The sequence below is a fragment of the Campylobacter australis genome (genome assembly GCF_050586305.1).
Lineage (GTDB): Bacteria > Campylobacterota > Campylobacteria > Campylobacterales > Campylobacteraceae > Campylobacter_A.
The window spans coordinates 516,316-537,822 of record NZ_JAXUAA010000001.1 but is presented as its reverse complement, the minus strand read 5'-3'; the positions used below and the strand labels follow the sequence as shown (position 1 = coordinate 537,822).

General features: G+C 35.5%; 13 protein-coding genes. 10 read left to right on the top strand and 3 right to left on the bottom strand.

What is annotated here, in order from left to right; genetic code table 11:
* Positions 1-38 precede the first annotated feature (38 nt).
* On the bottom strand, positions 39-2,075 hold the full coding sequence (locus tag U5B17_RS02725) for an ATP-dependent helicase (RefSeq protein WP_430803821.1): 2,037 nt from the start codon (positions 2,073-2,075) through the stop codon (positions 39-41).
* A gap of 123 nt (positions 2,076-2,198) precedes the next feature.
* Here U5B17_RS02725 and pbpC point away from each other — a divergent pair, with 123 nt between their 5' ends.
* From pbpC to U5B17_RS02690, 7 genes are all read left to right on the top strand, one after another.
* On the top strand, positions 2,199-4,304 hold the full coding sequence (gene pbpC / locus U5B17_RS02720; RefSeq protein ID WP_430803820.1) for a penicillin-binding protein 1C: 2,106 nt from the start codon (positions 2,199-2,201) through the stop codon (positions 4,302-4,304).
* Position 4,305: 1 nt separating this feature from the next.
* Entirely contained in the window at positions 4,306-9,420 is a 5,115-nt protein-coding gene (locus U5B17_RS02715; protein WP_430803819.1) for an alpha-2-macroglobulin family protein, read from the top strand.
* 104 nt (positions 9,421-9,524) lie between these two features.
* Entirely contained in the window at positions 9,525-12,173 is a 2,649-nt protein-coding gene (locus U5B17_RS02710; RefSeq protein ID WP_430803818.1) for a valine--tRNA ligase, read from the top strand.
* A gap of 18 nt (positions 12,174-12,191) precedes the next feature.
* Positions 12,192-12,338, top strand: coding sequence for a hypothetical protein (locus tag U5B17_RS02705; protein ID WP_430803817.1), 147 nt, complete (start codon positions 12,192-12,194; stop codon positions 12,336-12,338).
* Between the two features lie 77 nt (positions 12,339-12,415).
* A complete protein-coding gene (locus tag U5B17_RS02700) occupies positions 12,416-13,396 on the top strand; it encodes a diaminopimelate dehydrogenase (protein WP_430803816.1) in 981 nt (326 codons plus the stop codon).
* Positions 13,397-13,407: 11 nt separating this feature from the next.
* Positions 13,408-14,367 carry a methionine ABC transporter ATP-binding protein gene (locus tag U5B17_RS02695; protein WP_430803815.1) on the top strand — a complete coding sequence of 320 codons (960 nt, stop codon included), beginning with the start codon at positions 13,408-13,410 and terminating at the stop codon, positions 14,365-14,367.
* Between the two features lie 79 nt (positions 14,368-14,446).
* A complete protein-coding gene (locus U5B17_RS02690; protein ID WP_430803814.1) occupies positions 14,447-15,121 on the top strand; it encodes a methionine ABC transporter permease in 675 nt (224 codons plus the stop codon).
* 2 nt (positions 15,122-15,123) lie between these two features.
* Here the strand turns inward: U5B17_RS02690 and U5B17_RS02685 are convergent, their stop codons facing one another.
* The gene (locus U5B17_RS02685) at positions 15,124-16,455 is read right to left on the bottom strand and encodes a restriction endonuclease subunit S (protein ID WP_430803813.1); all 1,332 of its coding nucleotides are present in this window, start codon (positions 16,453-16,455) and stop codon (positions 15,124-15,126) included.
* Positions 16,448-18,724 carry a type I restriction-modification system subunit M gene (locus U5B17_RS02680; protein ID WP_430803812.1) on the bottom strand — a complete coding sequence of 759 codons (2,277 nt, stop codon included), beginning with the start codon at positions 18,722-18,724 and terminating at the stop codon, positions 16,448-16,450. Before U5B17_RS02680 ends, U5B17_RS02685 begins: the two co-directional genes overlap by 8 nt.
* Before the next feature lie 309 nt (positions 18,725-19,033).
* On the opposite strand from U5B17_RS02680, the gene U5B17_RS02675 reads away from it, so the two are divergent.
* The 3 genes from U5B17_RS02675 to U5B17_RS02665 all read left to right on the top strand — a co-directional run bounded on the left by U5B17_RS02675 (position 19,034) and on the right by U5B17_RS02665 (position 21,497).
* On the top strand, positions 19,034-19,816 hold the full coding sequence (locus U5B17_RS02675; RefSeq protein WP_430803811.1) for a MetQ/NlpA family ABC transporter substrate-binding protein: 783 nt from the start codon (positions 19,034-19,036) through the stop codon (positions 19,814-19,816).
* 59 nt (positions 19,817-19,875) lie between these two features.
* Entirely contained in the window at positions 19,876-20,655 is a 780-nt protein-coding gene (locus U5B17_RS02670) for a MetQ/NlpA family ABC transporter substrate-binding protein (protein WP_430803810.1), read from the top strand.
* A 68-nt stretch (positions 20,656-20,723) separates the two neighbouring features.
* On the top strand, positions 20,724-21,497 hold the full coding sequence (locus U5B17_RS02665) for a MetQ/NlpA family ABC transporter substrate-binding protein (protein WP_430803809.1): 774 nt from the start codon (positions 20,724-20,726) through the stop codon (positions 21,495-21,497).
* Positions 21,498-21,507 lie beyond the last annotated feature (10 nt).

Below are 21,507 nucleotides of genomic sequence, written 5' to 3'. Positions count from 1 at the left end.
CTCTGACTTTATCTTTAAAATTTACAAAACTACTTTTATTAAACCATATCAGGCTTTGCCATGCCAGCCTCTACCAAAAAGCAGCTTGGTAGATAGTTTACTTTTTTTATCTTGTCAAATTTCGCATAACTTAGATAAAGCTCATCTTTTGCCCGTGTGACTGCTACATAAAAAAGCCTTCGCTCCTCATCCAAAGAGCCTCCCATATTCATGAGCTTTAAATTTGGAAAGCGGTTTTGTGCCAGATCAACAACAAAAACAATACCAAACTCAAGCCCCTTGCTAGCATGCACACTAAGCAAATTTACACCCTGCCCTTGACTCATTTCAGAGCTTCCAAGGGTTAAAAAATTATAAAATTTACTAATATCATTATAGTTTTTACTCATCTCAGCAAGCAAGCAAGCCTTTTGCATGATACGCTCTTTTGACTCATTAAATAAAATAGGATCAACACTACCGTTTTTAAGCGTAGCTCTTTTTGTGGCAAGCGTATCGACGATAAAATTATAAATTTTACTATTTTTTATCTCGTTTATAGCTAAATTTGGGCTTTTTTGCGTACAAAGTGAGCCAAAAAGCCTATACGCTTCATAAAGAAATTCTGCTCCATTTTCGCTAAGCTTTTGAAGTTTTAAGGCTGGATGTGAGATAAAATTTTGGCTAAATCCTAGGTTTAAAAACCTAGTTGTATCACCAAATTCATCAAGATCGTCAAAAAGCCCAAGCTGGTAGTTTCGCCCACGGTTACTTGAGATATTTACGCTTGTATCTGGATTTAAAATTCCATCCAATACACTCTTATGCCCAAGCTTCATCAATGCATCAAAAAGCTCCTTTGCCACGGCACTTCCGATACCTTTTGCATACTCAAATATATGTATAAACGCCATTATATCACGCGGATTAACAACGATACCCATGATGTCAATAAGTGCTTTTATCTCCCTACTTTCAAAAAAACTAGTACTACCCTTGCGTTTTGAGCTTATGCCTCGCTCACGAAGTGCTATCTCAACACCATCTGCAGATGAGTTGTTACGAAAGATGACTGCTATATCTTCACGCGGTAAAGGGCTTAGCGAGATAATGTCGGCGATATTTTCATACTGTTCGATTAGTTCGTTATAAACTAGTAGGCGCGGTGGCTTAAACTCGCCCTCACGGCTTACGATTAAGTTTTTAGGGTACAAGCGTGGATTATTTGCTATAACCTTATTAGCAAGGGCTAATATACTTGAGCTTGAACGGTAGTTGATATTTAAAGCATAGATATTTGCGTCCTTAAAACGCTCGCTAAAGGTACCGATAATCTCGATATTTGCGCCATTAAACGCATAAATGCTTTGATCAAAGTCACCAACACAAAAAAGACTTTTTGTGTTAAACGCATCAATCAATGAGCCTTGTAAAGTGTTTGTGTCCTGATATTCGTCAATTAAAATTTCATCAAAAGCTAAATTTACTCCACTATTTAATTCATTTCGCATTTTTATGAGCAAATCATTAAAATCAGCATAGCCGAATTTCTCCTTTTCTGTCTCAAACTCACGCAAAACATCATCGTAAATTTCAGCATAAACAGCTTGTTCATCATTTTTTTGTTTAAAGTATTCATAAAAACTAAGCTTAGTTTCAGTATTTTGATAAAGTGAATAAACATCGTACAAATACGCTCCACCATAAGGCTTTACATCACTTAGATGATAAAATTTTCTACGCTCAACAAGGCTTTTTAACAAAATTTTAAGCTCACTTGGTTGCTTTAAGACTATATTTTTTCCAAGTGCTTTCAGCAAAGTAAAAGACACAGAGTGAAAAGTTCCAGCCGTTATCTTGCTAGTTAAGCTCTTATCAAAGTATCGTCCCAACCTAGCTATCATCTCGCTTGCAGCTTTGTTTGTAAATGTAAGTAGTAAAATTTTTTCCGCGCTTACGCCTTGGTGTAATAAATGTGCGATACGGGCAACAATGGTACTGGTTTTGCCTGTGCCTGCTGAGGCTATGATTAGATTGTGTCCTGATGGTGCAGTTGCGGCGGTGTATTGCTCTTGATTTAACTTTGAAAGTGGCATAGTTTTCTCCAAAAAAGGCTTGATTATACCAAAAGGCAGATAAATTTTGATATAATCCGCCCTATGTTTTTTAAAATTTTAAAGCTTTTTACTCTTTTTTTTCTTGCTTTTTTTTGCTTTTTTTTGACGCTTGATGTCATTTACCCATTAAATTTAGATGCGCTTAAAAAAGATGAAAGTAAGGTTGTTTTTTATAGCAACGGTGAAATTTTACGCATAAAACTTGCTAGCGATGGGACTCTTAGATTTTATACAAAAAATGTCCCAGATGTTTTAAAACAAAGCGTTGTGCTTTTTGAGGATAAGTATTTTTACTATCATTTTGGCATAAATCCACTCTCTATCATACGAGCCGCCATACACAACATAAACCATAAAAACCGCATAGGGGCAAGCACCTTAACCATGCAAGTAGCAAGAATGCTTAGTCAAAACGAACGCACCTATGCAAACAAAATTCGTGAGATATTTGTCGCACTTCAGCTTGAGTGGCGTTTTAGCAAAGATGAAATTTTAAATTTTTACTTTAATCTAGCGCCTTATGGCGGTAACATACAAGGAGTAAAAGCTGCCTCACTTAGCTATTTTCAAAAAGATCTTGATGAGCTTAGCTATGCACAAATGGCACTCCTTAGCACCATACCTAAAAATCCAAACAAAAATAGACTTGATCGTCGCTCAAATATAAATATCCTTAAAAATCGAGTCATAAAAATGCTTTACAAAGCTAACATCATCGATAAAAACGCCTTTATCAGAGCACAAAATGAGCCGTTTCAAAACACCCGCAAGAGCCTACCATATAACGCCCCTGACTTTAGCGATGTAGCTATAAAAAATGGCTTAAAAGATACAAATTTAAGCCTAAAAATGCAACAAAATTTACAAAATGTCCTAAAAACTTCCATGCTAGCGTTGCGAGAAAAAAATGCAAATAATGCCGCTGGTATAATTATTGACAACACAAAAATGAGCGTAATAGCCTTTGTTGGCTCGCATGACGAGCTGGCAAATGATGGAAAAAATAGCGCACTAAATATGAAACGAAATGTAGGCAGCACCCTAAAGCCATTTATATTTTCTCTAGGTCTTGATAGCGGTCTTATAACACCAAAAAAAGAGCTTATAGATACGCAAATAACACTAAATGAGTATACTCCAAGAAATTTTAATAATAGCTTTATAGGCATAGTAAGCGCATCTGACGCACTTCGTTTTAGCTTAAATATCCCATTTGTAAGCCTAAATGAAAAGCTTGGTGAAAATTCACTATTTGAACTAATGCAAAAAGCAAATTTAGTTGATGAAAAAAAAGAATTTTACGGAGCAAGTATAGTGCTTGGTAGCTCTGAAATAAGCCTTTTAAATCTAGCTCATCTTTATACAATATACGCAAACAAAGGCATGCTAAAGCCACTTGAGTTTGCTGGCGAGCTTGTGAATGGACAAAAAGATGAGATGTTTTTAATCAGCGAACAAAGCGCCTTTTTAACCGCAGAAATTTTAAGCAATGCAAGCAGAACATATCTAGGAAATGCTTGGCAATATGCACAAAATACGCCGCGTATCGCCTTTAAAACAGGAACAAGCTACGGCACAAGGGATATCTATGCTGTTGGTGTTAATCAAAACTACACCATAGCCGTTTGGATAGGAAATTTTAACGCTCAAAAGATGATAGGGCTAACTGGCTTAAAGGATGCATCAAAGGTGATTTTTGATATGTTTAAGCTTATATCTTTAAACGAAAATTTAAGTTTTATGAGAAAGCCAAGTGGCATAAAAAGTGAAAAAATCTGCCTTGACGCCTTTAGCCTAAAAGAGTGCAAAAACGAGCAAGATGATGAGATAATAGAGGGCGTAAAACCGCTATCGCAGTGCGAAAATATGCGTAGCGAGGAGCTTGATTTTTTAATCAAAAATGAAATTTTAACCAAACTAGAACTCTCGCAAAGTCCTTGTAAAGAGCATTTAAGAGACAAAAAACCTGTATTCTCAAGCCCTTATGCAAATGAAAATATCATAGCCTTTAATGAAGTAAGCAAAATTATGGTAAAATGCTATGCATTTTTAGGAGATGAAATTTTCTTAAAAATAGACGATAACGAGTTTATCAAAGTAGAAAGCGGAAGCGAAAATATAGTTAGCTTGCCACTTGGTGAGCATACACTAAAGTGCCTTGATGAAAACTCAAATTTAACACAAATAGATATAAAAATAAGGAGATGATATGCTCTTAGCGCGTCTTTTTTTACCACTTGCACTTACTATTTCCACTTACGCTTTTGAGCTTAATGGAGAAGCTCGGATTTTTGATGGTGGTTTAATGCTTGAACTTGGCACAAAAAATGAATTGAGTGAAAATTTAATAGGCAAAATAACTAATAAAGAGCTTGTAAAATGCAGTCCAAGCATTGAAGGCATTAGTGAATACTCACAAAAAAGTATCATAATTTATCAGCCAAATTTGCACGCTGGTATGCAATATATCTGCGCCACCAAAGAGAGCAAGACAGAGTTTCAAACAGATAACTTTGCCGTCAAAGAGCTAAAAAAGATAAGCCCAAAAAACTATGTCATAGCGTTTAATGATGATATAAATGCAAGCGAACTAGCAAATTCCCTAAAGATAGATCAAGCAAGCTTTAGCACACAAATGCTTAGCAAAAAAGATGTTCTTATAACTCTTAATGAAGATATTTTAGAGCCAAATTTTAGCCTTGCAAAAGGTTTTAAAAGCATTTACGGAGCAAAGACTCTAAAAGATTTTAATAAAAATTTTAGCAAAACCAATGCAGAAAAACCAAATTTTACCGATAATGAAAAAGCAAAAACACTCACTCTAGCTACACCAGTCTCAGCCCAGCTTGAAAACGGCAAAATGGGGATAAGATTTTATCTAAAAGACTATATAGAAACAGATGGCGCTAAGAAATTTATAAAAATTTCAGGCATTAAAAATTTTAGCATCTCACAAACAGAATATGTTACCCACTCTCAAAGAGAAAGCGAAAATATAGATAGTAATTTTTGGTACTATTTTACTATATTAAGCGATGAGTTTGCGCCGCAAACTGAATATGATATAGAGCTTTTACCGGGCTTTGGAGATGAGTATAGCATACTTAGAAGCAAGCAAAATTTTAGCGTAAAGCTTGGGGATTTAAAGCCATTTGTAAATTTTATAAATGACCTTCCATATATCTCAAGCGTAGGCACTATCGGTATAAAAAGTGCAAACACGCCACAAATAAAAGTAGTAATAGAAAAGCTTAGCGACCAAAACTATAGATACTTTTTAAATTTCAAACAGCACGAACTTAGCGAGCTCACAACTGAAGTAGCCTCTAAAATCTACGACCTTGGCGGGACCTTAAACCAACCACAAGAACACAAGATAAAGCTTGATTTTGCTGGCTCTGGTGATGGTGTTTATCTTATAAATATCTTTTACGATAAAGACAAACTTTTGCAAAAAGCTGTATATCTAAGTGACATCGCCGTAAATGCAAAGCTAAGCAAAGATGAGCTTTTTGTCTTTGCTAACCGCATTGGAGAGAGCATGATGCTAGCAAATGCAAATGTCAAAATTTATGGGCATAAAAATGAAGAGCTTGGCGTAGGGGCAACAAATGATGAAGGAATTTACAGGCTTAGCAAAAAAGATATTTACAAAAACGCAAAGTCAGTTGTAGTCAGTCTTGGTAAAGAGCAAAATTTTCTTATTATAAACGAGCTTGATAAACTAAACAAAAATGCCTACTATAAAAAACAAGATGCAAATGAGAGTGTAAGTGCATTTGTGCATTTTGCAAGTAACATTATCCGACCAGACGAAAACATACAAGGTGCGATATATCTAAGGACTGATGACTTTAAGCCATTAAATCAAATGCCAGTTAGACTCGTTTTTAGCGATCCACAAAGCAAAAAACTCATAGAAGCTAGCCTAAAAACAAATGAATTTGGCGTTATTGATTTTAACAAAAGCCTCTCTAGTGAACTTACTGGAAAATTTATACTTGATGTCATATATGCCTCAAAAAAGATAAGAAGCGTTCCTTTTTTTGTAGAGAGCTTTACACCGTCTCGGATAAAAAATGAGATATCTTTGCAAAAAGAAAATTTTAAAAACAACGAAGTTATCCTAGCAAATTTTACAAGCACCTATCTTTTTGGCTCTGCGGCTGGAAATTTAAGTGCAACAGCCGAGCTTAGCATGTTTAACAAAGAGTATAAAAATGAAACATACAAGGACTTTAGCTTTAAAAATCATACTCTAAAAAATGGCGAATACCAAAGTATATTTAAAAATTTTAAGCTTGAAAATAACGGCACAGCCCAACAAGCTTTTGCTATACATCTACCGCAAAACTCTGCAAATGTTATCGATGCGATTCTTACATTTAGCACAAATGATGACGGCAAGAGCGTTAGCGATATTAAAAATTTTGAAATTTTCCCATTTGATAATATTGTAGGAGTATATGCAAATAAGACATTTGTTGAGCCGAACGAAAAGGTAAAACTTCAGGCTATATCGCTTGATACGAATGCATTTTTGCCACAAAAAAAGGATATAAAATTTCAAATAAAACGCACCATCTGGCAGTATAACATAAACGAGCATGGACACTTACGATGGTTTAAAGAGCTTGAAGATGTAGCAGAATTTATAAAATCAGAACCTTTTGAATATGAATTTTTACAAAGTGGCGAATACACAGTTATAGCAAAAGACGAAATAAGCGGCGCAAGTGCCAGCGTAGATATAAGCGTAAGCGGCTTTAACTATTCAACACTAACCCCAACAAATGAGCTAACTCAAGCGCAAATTAAGCTAAATGCTAAAAAATACAAAGCTGGTGAAACGATAAGTGCCGATATTAGCTCAGTTATAAAAGAGGGTATAGCGCTTATAACTCTTGAAGCAAATGGCGTTATAGCACATAAACTAACACATATTAAAAACAATTCAGCAAATGCTAAATTTGAAGTGCCAGAGGGCTTTGATGGAGGCTATGTAAGTGCTAGCATTTACAGACTTGCCGATCAATCAAATGTGCCTTTTAGAGCTTACGCTAAAGTTTATACAAAAGCCAATGTTTTACATAAAGAGCTTAAAACTAGCATAAATGCTCCAAAAACCGCAAAAACAAACCAAAAAGTTCGCATAGAGATTAAAACCGCTCCAAACTCAGATATATCGCTGTTTGCAGTAGATCTTGGAGTGGTAAATATCACAAATCAAGAAAGTCCAAATCCACTAAAATATTTCACAAAACAGCTAAATGACGGAGTTTTTGACTATGACATATATAACAGCCTAGCAAGCTATGAAGTTACTGGGAAGGTTTTAAATTTTGGCGGAGATATGACAAATATGCTAATGGCTGCACGCATGACAAAGCACGAAAGTCCTGTTGATAGCAAGAACATTGAGAGCTTTGTAAAGATGGCTCGATTAAAAGCCGATCAAAATGGCACTGCTGTCTATGAGATAAAAATTCCACAAGGATTAAATTCAGCCGTTAGGGTAGATGCTATAAGCACAAATGATGATAAAATAGGCGCATCAAGCCAAAATATCATCATAAAAGATGATGTCGTGCTAAAACCTAGTATCTTAAGCTACATTGTAAAAGATGATGAGATACAAGCACTTTTAAGGCTAATAAACACCACTGATAAAGAGAAAAATCTAAAACTAAGTATAAATTCTAGTCAAAATTTAGATGTAAATTTAAGCACCACAAGCATAAGTATAGATCCAAAACAAAGCGAAGTTTTAGAGCTAAAACTGAACGCAAAAGAGGTCGGCAAGGCAAATTTTGAGGTCATAGCAAAAGAAGAGGATGGTGAAATTTTTACTCATACAAGCAAACTTGACATAATACACAAATACCCAAAAAGCACTTTTGCAAAAAGCTATAGCATTGAAAAAGCAAGAAATTTTCAGCTTCCACTAGGCTTTAAAGATATCAACATAGATGCTTCAACATCCATCTCAAGCCTAGTTGCCACTCTTTCAAAAAATTTGATTGAGTATCCTTATGGATGTTCGGAGCAACGCTCTAGCAGGCTTCTCGCCCTACTTCACGCAAAAAGTGCAAATGATACACAAGAGCAAGACAGGATACGCTTTATAAAAAGTGGCTTAAATGAACTAATAAAAATGCAAAAAAGTAGCGGAGAATTTGGCTACTGGAGTGAAGTTACAGATGTAAACACTTTTGCCTCAATCTATGCAGCCGATACTATTTTTGAGCTTGATAATGCAGGTTTTAGCGTCGATAAAAGTACTAAAAACCGCACTATAAACGGGATAAAAGAGTTAAAGCTAAAAAATCAAACTCAAGCACTCTACGCACTTTATATACTAGCAAAATTTAATGCCATAGACAAGTCTAGGCTAAATACACTTTATGACTCAAAAGCCTACACAAGAAACTTGCTAGATAGCTATTTGATGGCTTCTATTTTTAAAATTTCAGGATATGAAAAAGAGGCAAACTCTATCATAAAAAATAAAAAACCACAAAATCAAACCATACAAAATAGCAACGAAAATTTTCACTCAGCACTTAGAAATGACGCATTTGTGCTATTTTTACATGCCAAGCATTTTGAAAAAGACTCATTTTCTGATAAGCTTGCAAAAGAGCTTATAACAAAGATAAACAGCACAAACTCAACACAAGAGCGAGCCTTTGTTTTGCGTGCATTAAATGCCTATTTTCCAAATCAAGATGGTGCTAATTTTAAACTAACTTATGATGGAAAAACGACCGAATTTCAAAAGGGCGCAAGCGTAAATATAACCTCTAAAAATGGCGAATTTAGCATAGAGTCTAGCACTCCTATTTTTGTAAGTATCGTCTCAAGCGCATACACAGATCTTAACATCAAACACCAAAAAGATCAAAAAGAGCTTGATATTTTTAGAACTTTTGTAGATAAAAGTGGTAAAGAAATATCCTTAAACTCACTTAAAGAAAATGATATTATTTACTCAAAACTTGAGATTAGCGCAAAAAGCCCTATTGAAGTTGGCGTAATAAACGAGATAACTAGCACTTGTTTTGAAGCTATAAATGAAAATATAACAAACATCAATCGCCCAGAGATACTGAAAAATAGCTTAAATTTACAGTATCAAACATTAAAAGATGATCGTACTATAAGCTTTTTTAGTCTTTATGAGGGGGCTAGCAAAACGCTATTTACCCCTTACAGGGTCGTTTTAAAAGGAAAGTGTAACCTACCAGCAGTAAGCGTGGAAAACATGTATAATGAAGAGCAAAATGATTATGATTTGGCTCAAAAAAGCTTTATTGTAAAATGATTCTCAAAGGGGCTTTGTGCCCCTACTCTGTCCTTAAAAAGCCAAATTTAAACATTTTTTTGATAAAATCGAACACTTTTAAAAGCTAAATTTAAGGAATTATCGTGGCTGAATTTTATGACTCAAAAGAGATAGAAGAAAAATTTTATAAAATTTGCGAAGAGCGTGGATATTTTGAGATAGATGGCAATAAAAATATCCAAAAAAATAACAAAAATTTCTGTATCATGATGCCACCGCCAAATGTTACAGGCGTGCTTCACATCGGACACTCGCTAACTTTTACACTCCAAGATATCATGACTCGCTATAAGCGTATGGATGGTTTTAAAACACTTTGGCAGCCTGGGCTTGATCATGCTGGCATAGCTACACAAAATGTTGTAGAAAAGCAACTTTTAGCACAAAATATAAAAAAAGAGGAGCTTGGGCGCGAAAAATTCCTTGAAAAAGTCTGGGAATGGAAGGAAAAAAGTGGCGGTCAGATAGTTCATCAGATGCGCCGTCTTGGTATCACTCCAGCATGGAGCAGAGAGCGCTTTACTATGGATGAGGGGCTAAAAAAGGCTGTAAAAAAGGCTTTCGTAAATTTATATGAAAAAGGATTAATTGTCCGTGGTAACTACATGGTAAACTGGTGTACTCACGATGGTGCATTAAGCGATGTAGAGGTAGAGCATAAAGAAAATAACGCAAAACTTTATCACATTAGATACTATTTAGCAGAAAACTCAAATGAAATTTTAGACACAAAACCTTATGTCATCATCGCCACAACTAGACCAGAAACATACTTTGGCGATACCGCCGTCATGGTAAATCCAAACGATGATAGATACAAACATTTAATCGGCAAAAAAGTGATCTTGCCGATAATCAACCGACAAATCCCTATCATCGCAGATGAGCATGTTGATATGGAGTTTGGAACAGGTCTTGTTAAGGTTACTCCAGCGCACGATATTAACGACTATGAAGTTGGAAAGCGCCATAACTTGGAGTTTTTAACTATTTTTGATGAGAATGGAATTTTAAACGAACACTGTGATAAATTTACTGGACTTGAGCGTTTAGAGGCGCGTGATATTATAGTTGCTGAGCTTGAAAAGCTGGGAAATGTAGAAAAAATAGAAGACTATCAAAACCAAGTTGGATACTGCTACCGCTGTAAAAATGTGGTCGAGCCATACATATCAAAACAGTGGTTTGTAAAAAATAATATTGCCCAAGATGCGATAAAAAAGGTAAATGAAGGCGCAGCACAGTTTTACCCAAGCCACTGGATAAACAGCTTTAATGCTTGGATGCGCGAACTAAAAGACTGGTGTATAAGTCGCCAGCTTTGGTGGGGACATCAAATTCCTGTATTTTACTGTGATGAGTGCGGGCATGAGTGGGCTAGCGAAGAAGATGAGCCAGAGTGCTGTCCAAAATGCGGCAAAAAGCACTTTCATCAAGACCCAGATGTGCTTGATACTTGGTTTAGTAGCGGTTTGTGGCCTATATCAACGCTTGGCTGGGGCAATGGCGAGAGCTTAAAAAATGAAAAATGGTTTGAAAGCGATCTTAGCGAATTTTATCCAAATACAATGCTAATCACCGGCTTTGACATACTATTTTTCTGGGTTGCAAGAATGATGTTTCAAAGCGAAAATGCGCTAGGGCAAATTCCTTTTAAAGACATCTACCTACATGCCCTTGTAAAAGATAAAGATGGTAAAAAGATGAGCAAAAGTAGTGGAAATATCATAGACCCGCTCGATAAGATAGATGAGTATTCGGCTGATATTTTACGCTTTACACTAGCACTTCTTGCAGTTCAAGGACGCGACATAAGACTAAGTGAAGAAAAGCTCGTTCTTGTTAGAAATTTTACAAACAAGCTTTATAATGCAAGTAAATTTTTGTTACTAAATGAGTCTAAATTTCAAAATTTAAGCGATATGCAGATAAAAACTAGCCTTGGCAGATACATGCTCTCAAGGTTTAATAACTGCGTAAAAGAGGTTAGAGAAAATATCGATGCATATAGATTTAATGACGCAGCAAACGCGATTTATAAATTTCTATGGGACGAGTTTTGCGACTGGGGCATAGAACTTAGCAAGGCAGATAAAGAGGCTATAGGCGAGCTTGGAGCGATATTTAAAGAAGCTATGCGTTTACTAAGCCCATTTATGCCGTTTATCTCAGAGTATCTTTTTCATGAACTTGGCGGCACAAGCCTAGAAAATGAAGCCTCCATAATGGTTCAAAGCTATCCATCTAATGTGAGCAGAGATATAAAAATAGAGCAAAATTTTGAATATATCATAGAAGCTATCGTAAGTGTGCGCCGGGCAAAAGCGACAGTTGAGCTTGGAAATTCAAAAATCAAAAAGGCATTTATAAAGCTAAATGATAAAAATAGCGGACTAAGTGAATTTACAAACTATATAAAACTACTTGCAAAATGTGAAGAGATAGAATTTAGCGATGAAAATATCGCAAATTCTGCCGTAGATGTAAGCGAAAATTTAAGCACATTTATACCACTTGAAGGCATTGATACAAGTGCAATGAAAGAGCGATTAAATTCTCAAAAAAATAAGCTAGAAAAAGAGATAGCAAAACTAAGCGCAATGCTAAATAATGAAAAATTTGTAGCTTCAGCTCCAAAAAATGTGGTCGAAACAAATCGTGAAGCCCTGCAAAATGCAGAAGAGAAATTTGCTAAGGTTTGTGGCGAGCTAAAGGCTATTGGGGCTTTATAACTAAAACAAGGAGAGAAGATGCTAAAAGGTGGTATTGGCGGTTTTACACTCGGCACAGTTGTTGCAGTTGCTCTATCTTGGAGTGCGAACAAAAGTATATTGTGGGCGATAATGCATGGATTTTTGAGCTGGATATATGTGATTTATTATTTTTTAATGAAATAATAATATAATCTCAGCGTTAAAAAATGCGTTTTAGCAAACCATTATAAATAACAAATTTAACTATACAAAGGAAAAAAATGAAAATAAAAGTAGGAATTTTAGGGTACGGCAACCTAGGTCGTGGTGTTGAACTAGCAATAAAAAATAGCAAAGATTTAGAAACAGTTGGTGTTTTTTCAAGAAGAGATCCAAAAAGTGTAAAAACATGCGGAGCAAGCGTTTATAATATAGATGAAATTTTATCGTATAAAGACAATATCGATGTTTTGATACTTTGCGGCGGTAGTGCAACTGATTTGCCAGAGCAAACGCCTGAGTTTGTAAAAAATTTTAATGTCGTTGATAGCTTTGATACTCACGCTAAAATTCCAGAGCATTTTGCAAATGTCGATAAGGCAGCAAAAGATAATAAAAAAGTAGGCATCATAGCGGTGGGCTGGGATCCTGGTATGTTTTCATTAAACCGCCTTTTTGGTGAAAGTGTATTAGAAAATGGCAAAACTTATACATTTTGGGGTAAAGGCGTAAGTCAAGGACACTCTGATGCTATCCGCCGTATCAAAGGCGTCATCGATGCTAGACAATACACGGTACCAATAGATACTGCACTACAAAGCGTGCGAAACGGCGAAAACCCAGAGCTTAGCACAAGAGCAAAACATCTTCGTGAGTGCTATGTCGTAGTAGAAGATGGGGCTGATAAAGCAAGCATAGAGCATGAGATAAAAACTATGCCAAACTATTTTGCCGACTATGATACAAGCGTAAATTTTATCGATCTTGAAACACTAAAGCGTGAGCATGGTGGCATACCGCACGGTGGATTTGTGCTAAGAAGCGGCGTTAGTGGTGAAAATGGCGAAACAAAGCACATTATAGAGTACAGCTTAAAACTTGACTCAAATCCAGAATTTACAGCAAGCGTCTTAGTGGCTTATGCAAGAGCAGCTTACCGCCTAGCCAAAAAAGGCGAAAGTGGCGCATATAGTGTGTTTGATATAGCTCCAGCACTTATCTCACCAAAGACACCAGAAGAGCTTAGAGCAGAAATTTTATAAGGAAAAATATTTTGATCGAGATAAAAAACCTCAAAAAATACTACGGCGATACTCTTACAATAGATAATGTAAGTCTTGATATAAAAAGTGGTGAAATTTTCGCACTTGTCGGACATAGTGGTGCTGGCAAAAGCACGATACTTCGGTGCATAAATGGACTTGAAAGCTATCAAGGAGGAAGCGTAAAAGTCTTTGGCAAAGAGCTAAATCAAATAAGCCGTGATGAGCTAAGAAATTTCAGAAAAGAGATAGGCATGATATTTCAGCACTTTGCACTAATGAACCGTAAAAATATCTTTGAAAATGTAGCGACTCCGCTTAGATTTTGGGGTATGAAAGAGGATTTTATCCGTTCTCGCGTAAATGAACTTTTAAATTTAGTTGGGCTTGAAAGTAAGACAAAAAGCTATCCAAACGCTCTAAGTGGCGGTCAAAAGCAGCGTGTGGCGATCGCCCGCGCCCTAGCCCTAAATCCAAAAATTTTACTCTCAGACGAAGCAACCTCAGCCCTTGATCCAAACACTACAAAAGGGGTTTTGGAACTTTTAAAACGCATAAACAAAGAGCTTGGTATCACAGTCGTGCTAGTTACACACGAGATGGATGTGGTAAAAAGCATCGCAAGTCGAGCGGTCTTACTTGAACATGGGCAAATCATCGGCTCTGGCAGGATAGAAGAGCTGTTTTTAAAACCAAATTTAAAGATGAAAGAATTTTTGGGTGAAGACGAGTTTTTACCTGAAAATGGGGTAAATATACGCCTATTTTTTCCAAAAGAGGTCGCCCAACAAAGTATCATAACACAGATGGCAAGAGCCCTAAATATCGACTTTAATATCGTCTGGGGTAAGATAGAAAAATTAAACGAAACAGCACTTGGAAATTTAGTAATAAATGTTGATAAAAAAGACAAGGAAAAAGTGCTTGAATATATCGCAAAAAGTGGTGTTTTATGGGAGGTAGCAGAGTGATTTTACAAGATAGTTTTTTGTCAATTTTTATAAAAATTTACTCTAAAATCAAGCAAGAAAATAGGCAAAAAGGGGCTTCATGTTTGGCATAGATTTTTCAAAATTTCCGGATATTTTTGATAGAATTTTACTGCCTGCTATAAATGAAACGCTTTATATGAGCCTAGTTTCAACATTTTTAGCCTTTGTCATAGGTCTTTTGCCTGCGGTTTTACTAATCCTTTTTGACAAAGATGGACTTCGCCCAAATCCAAAATGCTACTTCGTCCTAGATGTTATCATCAACACCTTGCGCAGTTTTCCATTTATTATTTTAATCATCGTTTTGATACCAGTTACACGAATGATAGTAGGAACTAGTATCGGCACCACAGCAACCATCGTGCCGCTAACCATCGGTGCAGCTCCATTTGTAGCAAGACTAATTGAAAGTGCGTTTAAAGAGGTCGATAGTGGCATCATCGAAGCAGCAAAGAGCTTTGGTGCGTCAAATTTTCAGATCATCTTTCGTATCATGTTCGTTGAGGCCTTACCCTCTATCATCTCGGCATTTACTTTAACTCTTATCGTAAATATCGGCTTTTCAGCGATGGCTGGTGCGGTTGGAGGTGGCGGACTTGGAGCGGTAGCGATAAACTATGGCTATCAAAGATTTCGCCCTGATATTATGTTTTACACCGTCGTGATACTCATCATCATGGTGCAAATCGCACAAATTTTAGGAAATCTAGCCTATAAATATACAAAAAAATAATCTCAAAAACAGCTGTTTAACACGGCTGTTTCTTTCCCTTTTAAATCCAAAATTTCAATTTGTGCTTTTGAAATTTGCTCTTTAAAATTCTCTATATCAGCTACGATTTTTTCTTGAATTTCAAGTGGTGGGAGTGGGATTTGGAAATTTTGTATATCATTTAAATTTACTCTTGGCATTCTTGCTCCACTTGTTTTTTCTTCTTGTAAGCTTATAAATTCAGACAAAAGCAAATACAATACAAAATTTGAATTAATTTCATCTTTTAATTTTAATCCGACAAGTTCAGATGAAGCATATATTAATTTCGTCTCTTTGAAATAAAAAATTTTCTTTAAATATGGTCTTAGTTTTGAATAATAAATATAGCCGTTTTTTAAAATCAAGGAATTGCTTCTTATAATATTTGAATTTGCTTTTACGACCTTAAATTTTAAACTACCTTTTTCAACATTTTCTAGCCCAACATATTCAAATTCTTTTTCACTTGGAATTTTAGTGTGCGTATCTATCTCTTGTAAAATCTCTCCAAGCCTCACAAGCGGATATTTTGGCTCAGATTTACCTGTCTCATTAAAATTTACACTTTGATTATATGTTAAATCCCAACGCTGCAAATCCTTAAACCGAGTTACAAAAGTCTTTTGTTTTTGCACTTTTTGCTTTTTGTGAAGTCCAAGTGCTATATATATATATATATCAATTTCATTTTTTAGCCTTTGTTCTTCTTCTTGCAAAGCTTTGATTTTAGATCTGATATTTTCAATATCATTTACTATTTTATTTTGAATTTCAAGTGGCGGAAGCGGGATTTGTAAAAATTGCATTTCATTAAAAGATATATATTGTCTGTTGGTCGTTCCAGTTATTTTTGAATCTAAGAAATTTTGAAAAAAACTACGCCCAAACAAATACTGTAAAAATTTTGGATTTACTATGCTTTTATCTATTTTTACTTGAACCATATTTTTTGAAGCATAGTAGCCGATAAAATCATCTGTAACCACGCCAAAAGCACCGTTTTTTGTATCCACTTTGCACCAAAACAAATTTCCTAATTCTATTTTTTGGTATGACTTGGTTGTTTTTGTAATAAGTTCCTTGCCTTTTGCAATTCTGTTATGATATACACCCAATCCATAAGAACGAACGCCTAAAATTTTATAATCTTTATCGGCTTGTAAAGTTTCGAATTCCACAGGATATGAATGCAAAAAACTTCCGATAGTAACCATTGGATATTTTGAATTTTTAAAAATCTTATCTATATAAAAATTATTTTTTATACTCCAATTTTGCAAATCCTTAAACCAAACAACATTTACCTTACTCATTTACGCCACTCCAAGAAATTTGATGCTTGGCTAAAAACTCTCTAAAAAGTGTAGCTATACCTTTATCTTTTAAATTTCCATCTTCATCAAAGCTATCCATTAGCTCGTTTGGCACATTTTGACCTGTTTCGCCTGTGCTTGTTATGCCAACACTAAGAGGTTCTGCCATAAAAATAGGATAGTCAAAGTCATTTTTAGCATTTTGCCAAGCTTGTTTTGCGATATATTCTTGTAAGACTTTTAATCTCGCTTTTGCTATTGCCTTATCATCTTTGCTAAATTTAGCTTCTTTTTCGCCTTTGTTTTTGCGATATGAGATGATTTCGTCTAGGCTATCAAGTTCGTCTTTATGCAGTGTTTCTAAGCTATTTTTATGCGAACTTAAAAGCTCATCCCATTTGACTTGTTCATCAAGGCTAAATTTTTGCACGAACAAAATCGAGCATTTCACACTTGCACCACTACTTAAAAATGTCTCACTTGGCAAAGATACGACCGCTCGTATGAATGCCTTGCCCTCTACAAAAGTGCGGACATAAGCTGCATTTGGCGTGTTAAATACGCCTTCTGGTAGCACTATCCCCATTCTACCACCTGGCTTTAACAAGTCAAGAGAGCGATTTATAAAAAGATGCTCTGTTTTATCGCTCGTTAAATTTTCTTTTAGATTAAAAAGCGAAGCGATAGGCTTACCAACATTATCTATGATTTTCAGCTGAGCTTTTTGATAAGTCTCTTTACCATAAAGCTCGCAATAACCCTTAATATACTCCTCAAATCCATCTCTTGGAACAATCTCACCTTTGTCGTTTTTACGCATTTGAGCAGCATTTGCTTCAATTAGGTCGTCTTTTTCTACTTGTGAGCCAAATGGCGGATTAGTAAGAATAATATCAAAACGATCTTCAAAAATGCCGTTTATGTTTAAAAGTCCGTCATGGTGGTGTATGCCGCCGTGTCCATCTCCATGCATTATCATATTCATTTTTGATGTGCGTGCCATTCTGTCATTTGCATCTGTGCCAAAAATGCAAAAATTAGATAGTTTAAAGATAGGCGAATTTTTGTTTTCTAGGCTTAAATTTTCTTGTAGCTCATCATATTTTTTATTTAAAATTTCAGCCTGTTTTGCAGTAGGCTCTTTGTCTTTTAAAAGCTCCTTTTTAAAGCTTTCATACTCTTTAATAATGCTTGTTTGTATAAGCTCTCTAACCCTACTAAATATGCGTATCAAAAATCCGCCACTACCACTAGCTGGATCGCAAGCGGTCTCGTTTTCCCTTGGATCTATCATATCTACCATAAAATTTACTATGCTTCGTGGAGTGAAAAACTGACCTATCTCACCCCTAAATGTCCGACCCAAAAACCGCTCAAATGCTATGCCTTTTACATCAGCAGAAGTTAGTGAAAGATTATAAATTTCAAGCTCACTAACAATGCGTATGATTGTGTTTGGCTTTAAATTTATCTTTTCATCAAAACTAAAAATCTGATCTTTTGCAAACTCTTTTTTGGTATTTTCAAAAAGTGTTTCAACGGCTGATTTATCAGTTTTTATGAGTGGATTATTTTTTATATCGTTTTCTAGCTTATCTAAATAATCTTTTGTAAAAATATTTGTTGTGGAGTTTTCATTTTTTAAAAGTAGTCTTTCGACATAAACCTTCATAAATAAAATTTTAGCTATCTCATCAAATGCAGCCGCAGGATCTAGCTTTTCTATATTTCGTATTATATTGTGGCATTTATGAAGCAAATTTGCAAACTCATCTTCTTTAAATGCAACTAGAGATTTAAGTAAATTTTCTATCTCCTTTTTACCAGCTCCATTTTGCGGTATGTTTGAAATCTCTTGGCGGTATCCGGGCATTTTATCTTTCATAACTCGCCAAAATCTTGTCTCGTAGCTATTGTGTGTTACAAAAAATGGAGCGTCCGTTTGTCTTGCATAAAGCTCTCCTTGCATATAGTCACGCTCACTAATATGGATATTATCCGCTTTGCACTCAACGATTATTAATGGGGATTTATTTTCATTTTTTGCTTTTACACTCTCCCAAATAATTATGTCCGCTCTTGCCCCACCACTTCCACGCAAACCACTATAATCACGCTCCTCGTCCATCTGAGAGATATCATATCCATAGGCATTTACGAGTGTGCAAATGTAATTTTGACGCACTTTCTCCTCAGGAGTAGCGACTTTATATACACCCTTTATGTGACTATAAATTTTGCCATTTTTATCAAAGTTTATTTCAAGCATTGCTAACCTTTTATTTTTTTGGCATATTATATTTTTATTTAGCTTAATTTTTTTATTTTTAAACTTTTTTTAAACTTTTTTTTCATACAATTTCACAATTTTAAAATGAAAGGACAAACATGAAATCAGATATGTGCGAGATGTGTCGCTTTGTAAAGATTAAGGTGTCGAAAGACTAACCCTGAGCACGAATTTCTTTTTAAGTGCTTAGGAAGCTAAACATTTAAAAAGAAATTCTCCGCCCGCACTCAAAGGGCGAAATTTATCCTTTTTAGATGAGTTAGCAAACAAATTTATTAAGGATAAAAAATGTTTTCAAAAAAAATAGTTCTATCATCATTAGTTGCTCTAAGCCTATCGGTTTTTGCTACTGCAAGTGAAAAAATAGTAGTTGGTGCTACCCCTATTCCTCATGCTGAAATTTTAGAAGTTGTAAAACCGCTACTTGAAAAAGATGGTTACACACTTGAGATAAAAGAGTTTAACGACTATACTATACCAAATCTAGCTACACAAGATGGCGATCTTGACGCAAATTTCTTTCAGCATTTACCTTATTTAAATGAGTTTAACAAAAATAAAGGCACAACACTAGTTCATACTGCCGGCGTACATCTTGAGCCTATGGCTGTATATTCAAAAAAGATAAAAAATATAGCAGATCTTAAAGCTGGAGATACCGTTGCAGTGCCAAACGACCCTACAAATGAGAGTCGCGCCCTAGATGTTTTGGCTAGTGCTGGTATAATAAAGTTAAACTCAAATGCTCTAAAAACCATACTTGACATAACTGAAAATCCAAAAAATCTTAAATTTATAGAGACTGAAGCAGCTCAAACTCCTCGCTCTCTTGATGATGTTACGATAGCAGTTATCAATACAAACTACGCACTAAATGCTAATCTAAATCCAGGCAAAGACGCTTTAGTTGTTGAAAGTGGCAAGGATAACCCTTATACAAACTATGTCGTGGTTAAGGATACAAATAAGGATAGCAAAAAGACAAAGGCTCTTGATAATGCGATAAACTCAGACGAAGTTAGAGAATTTATCAAGAAAAAATATGACGGCGCCATCTTGCCAGCATTTTAATCTCGGGGGTTACTCCCCTCCCAAAAAAACACTATACAATAATAACAAAGGACAATATAATGAAAATTTTAAAACTAGTAACAGCACTACTCGTGGCTGTAAATTTATATGCAAAAAGTGATGAGAAGACAATTATTATAGGCGCAACACCTGTTCCACATGCAGAGATTTTGGAAGAAGTAGTAAAACCGATCCTAGCAAAAGAGGGCTATAGCCTTGAAGTGAAAATTTTTAACGACTATGTCTTGCCAAATCTTGCCACAGAGCAAGGAGATCTTGACGCAAACTACTTTCAAGGACTTCCATATATGAAAGCATTTAACAAAGACAACAATACTCATATCGTCCCAACAGCTGGCGTACATGTTGAACCTATGGGAATTTACTCAAAAAAGATAAAGAGTCTTGATGAGCTTAAAAATGGCGATATTGTAGCTATCTCAAATAACGCCGCAGATTCGACTCGCTCGCTAAATTTACTTGAAAAAGCTGGCATTATAAAAACAAAAGACTTAGAGTATAAAAGTCCGCACGACATCACAGAAAATCCAAAAAATTTAAAATTTGTCGAAATGGAGTCAGCCCTAACACCAAGAGCTCTAAATGATGCAACTATCGCTTTTATAAATATCAACTACGCACTTGACGCTGGACTAAAGCCGGTCGAGGATGCATTGTTGCTTGAAGGCAAAGATAGCCCATATACAAACTATGTGGCGGTTAAAGCCGGAAATGAAGACTTGCCAAAGATAAAAGCGCTTGACAATGCGATTTTAAGCGATGAAGTAAGAGAGTTTATAAAATCACGATACAAAGGTGCGGTCATACCAAGCTTTTAAAGGCTAAAACTATGCAACGCAAAAGCTTTTTCCTTTTTAGCGTTGCTATTTTTAAAAAAGGATAAAAAATGATATTTAAAAAATTACTATTAGCTACATTGCTTACACTTTGGCTAGATGCGTCTGATAATAAGATAAAAATCGCAGTCTCACCAGTCCCGCACGCACAGATTATGCAAATAGTAAAACCACTTCTTAAACAAGATGGGTATGAGCTTGAAATTATTGAGATTAGTGACTATTCGATACCAAATATTGCCACACAAGATGGCTCAATAGAAGCAAATTTCTTTCAGCATCTGCCCTACCTACAAAACCAAAACGAAACTTTATCGTTAAATTTAGTAAGTGTGGCTGGTATACATCTTGAGCCACTTGGCTTTTACTCAAACAAGATAAAAAGCCTTGCTGAGCTTAAAAATGGCGCCAAAATAGCAATCGCACACGACCCAAGCAATGGCAACAGAGCTTTGCAGATCCTAGCAAAAGCTGGACTTATAACGCTAAAAGATGATGTAAAATTTGCAAGCATTCATGATATTAAGCAAAATCCAAAAGAGCTAACATTTATAGAGCTTGAAGGCGCCTTGATACCTCGCACGCTTGACGAAGTTGATCTTGCTGCCATTAGTACGAATTTTGTCCTTGATATGGGGTTAAATCCAAGTAAAGATGCCTTGCTTATAGAAAACACTGATAGCCCATATGCAAACATCATCGTGGTAAAATCAGGCAATGAAAATAGCGCAAAAATAAAAGCTCTTATAAAAGCAACCACAAACGATGAAATAAGAAATTTTATAAAAAATGAGTATAAAGGCTCGGTTTTACCAACTTTTTAGCCATTTTTAT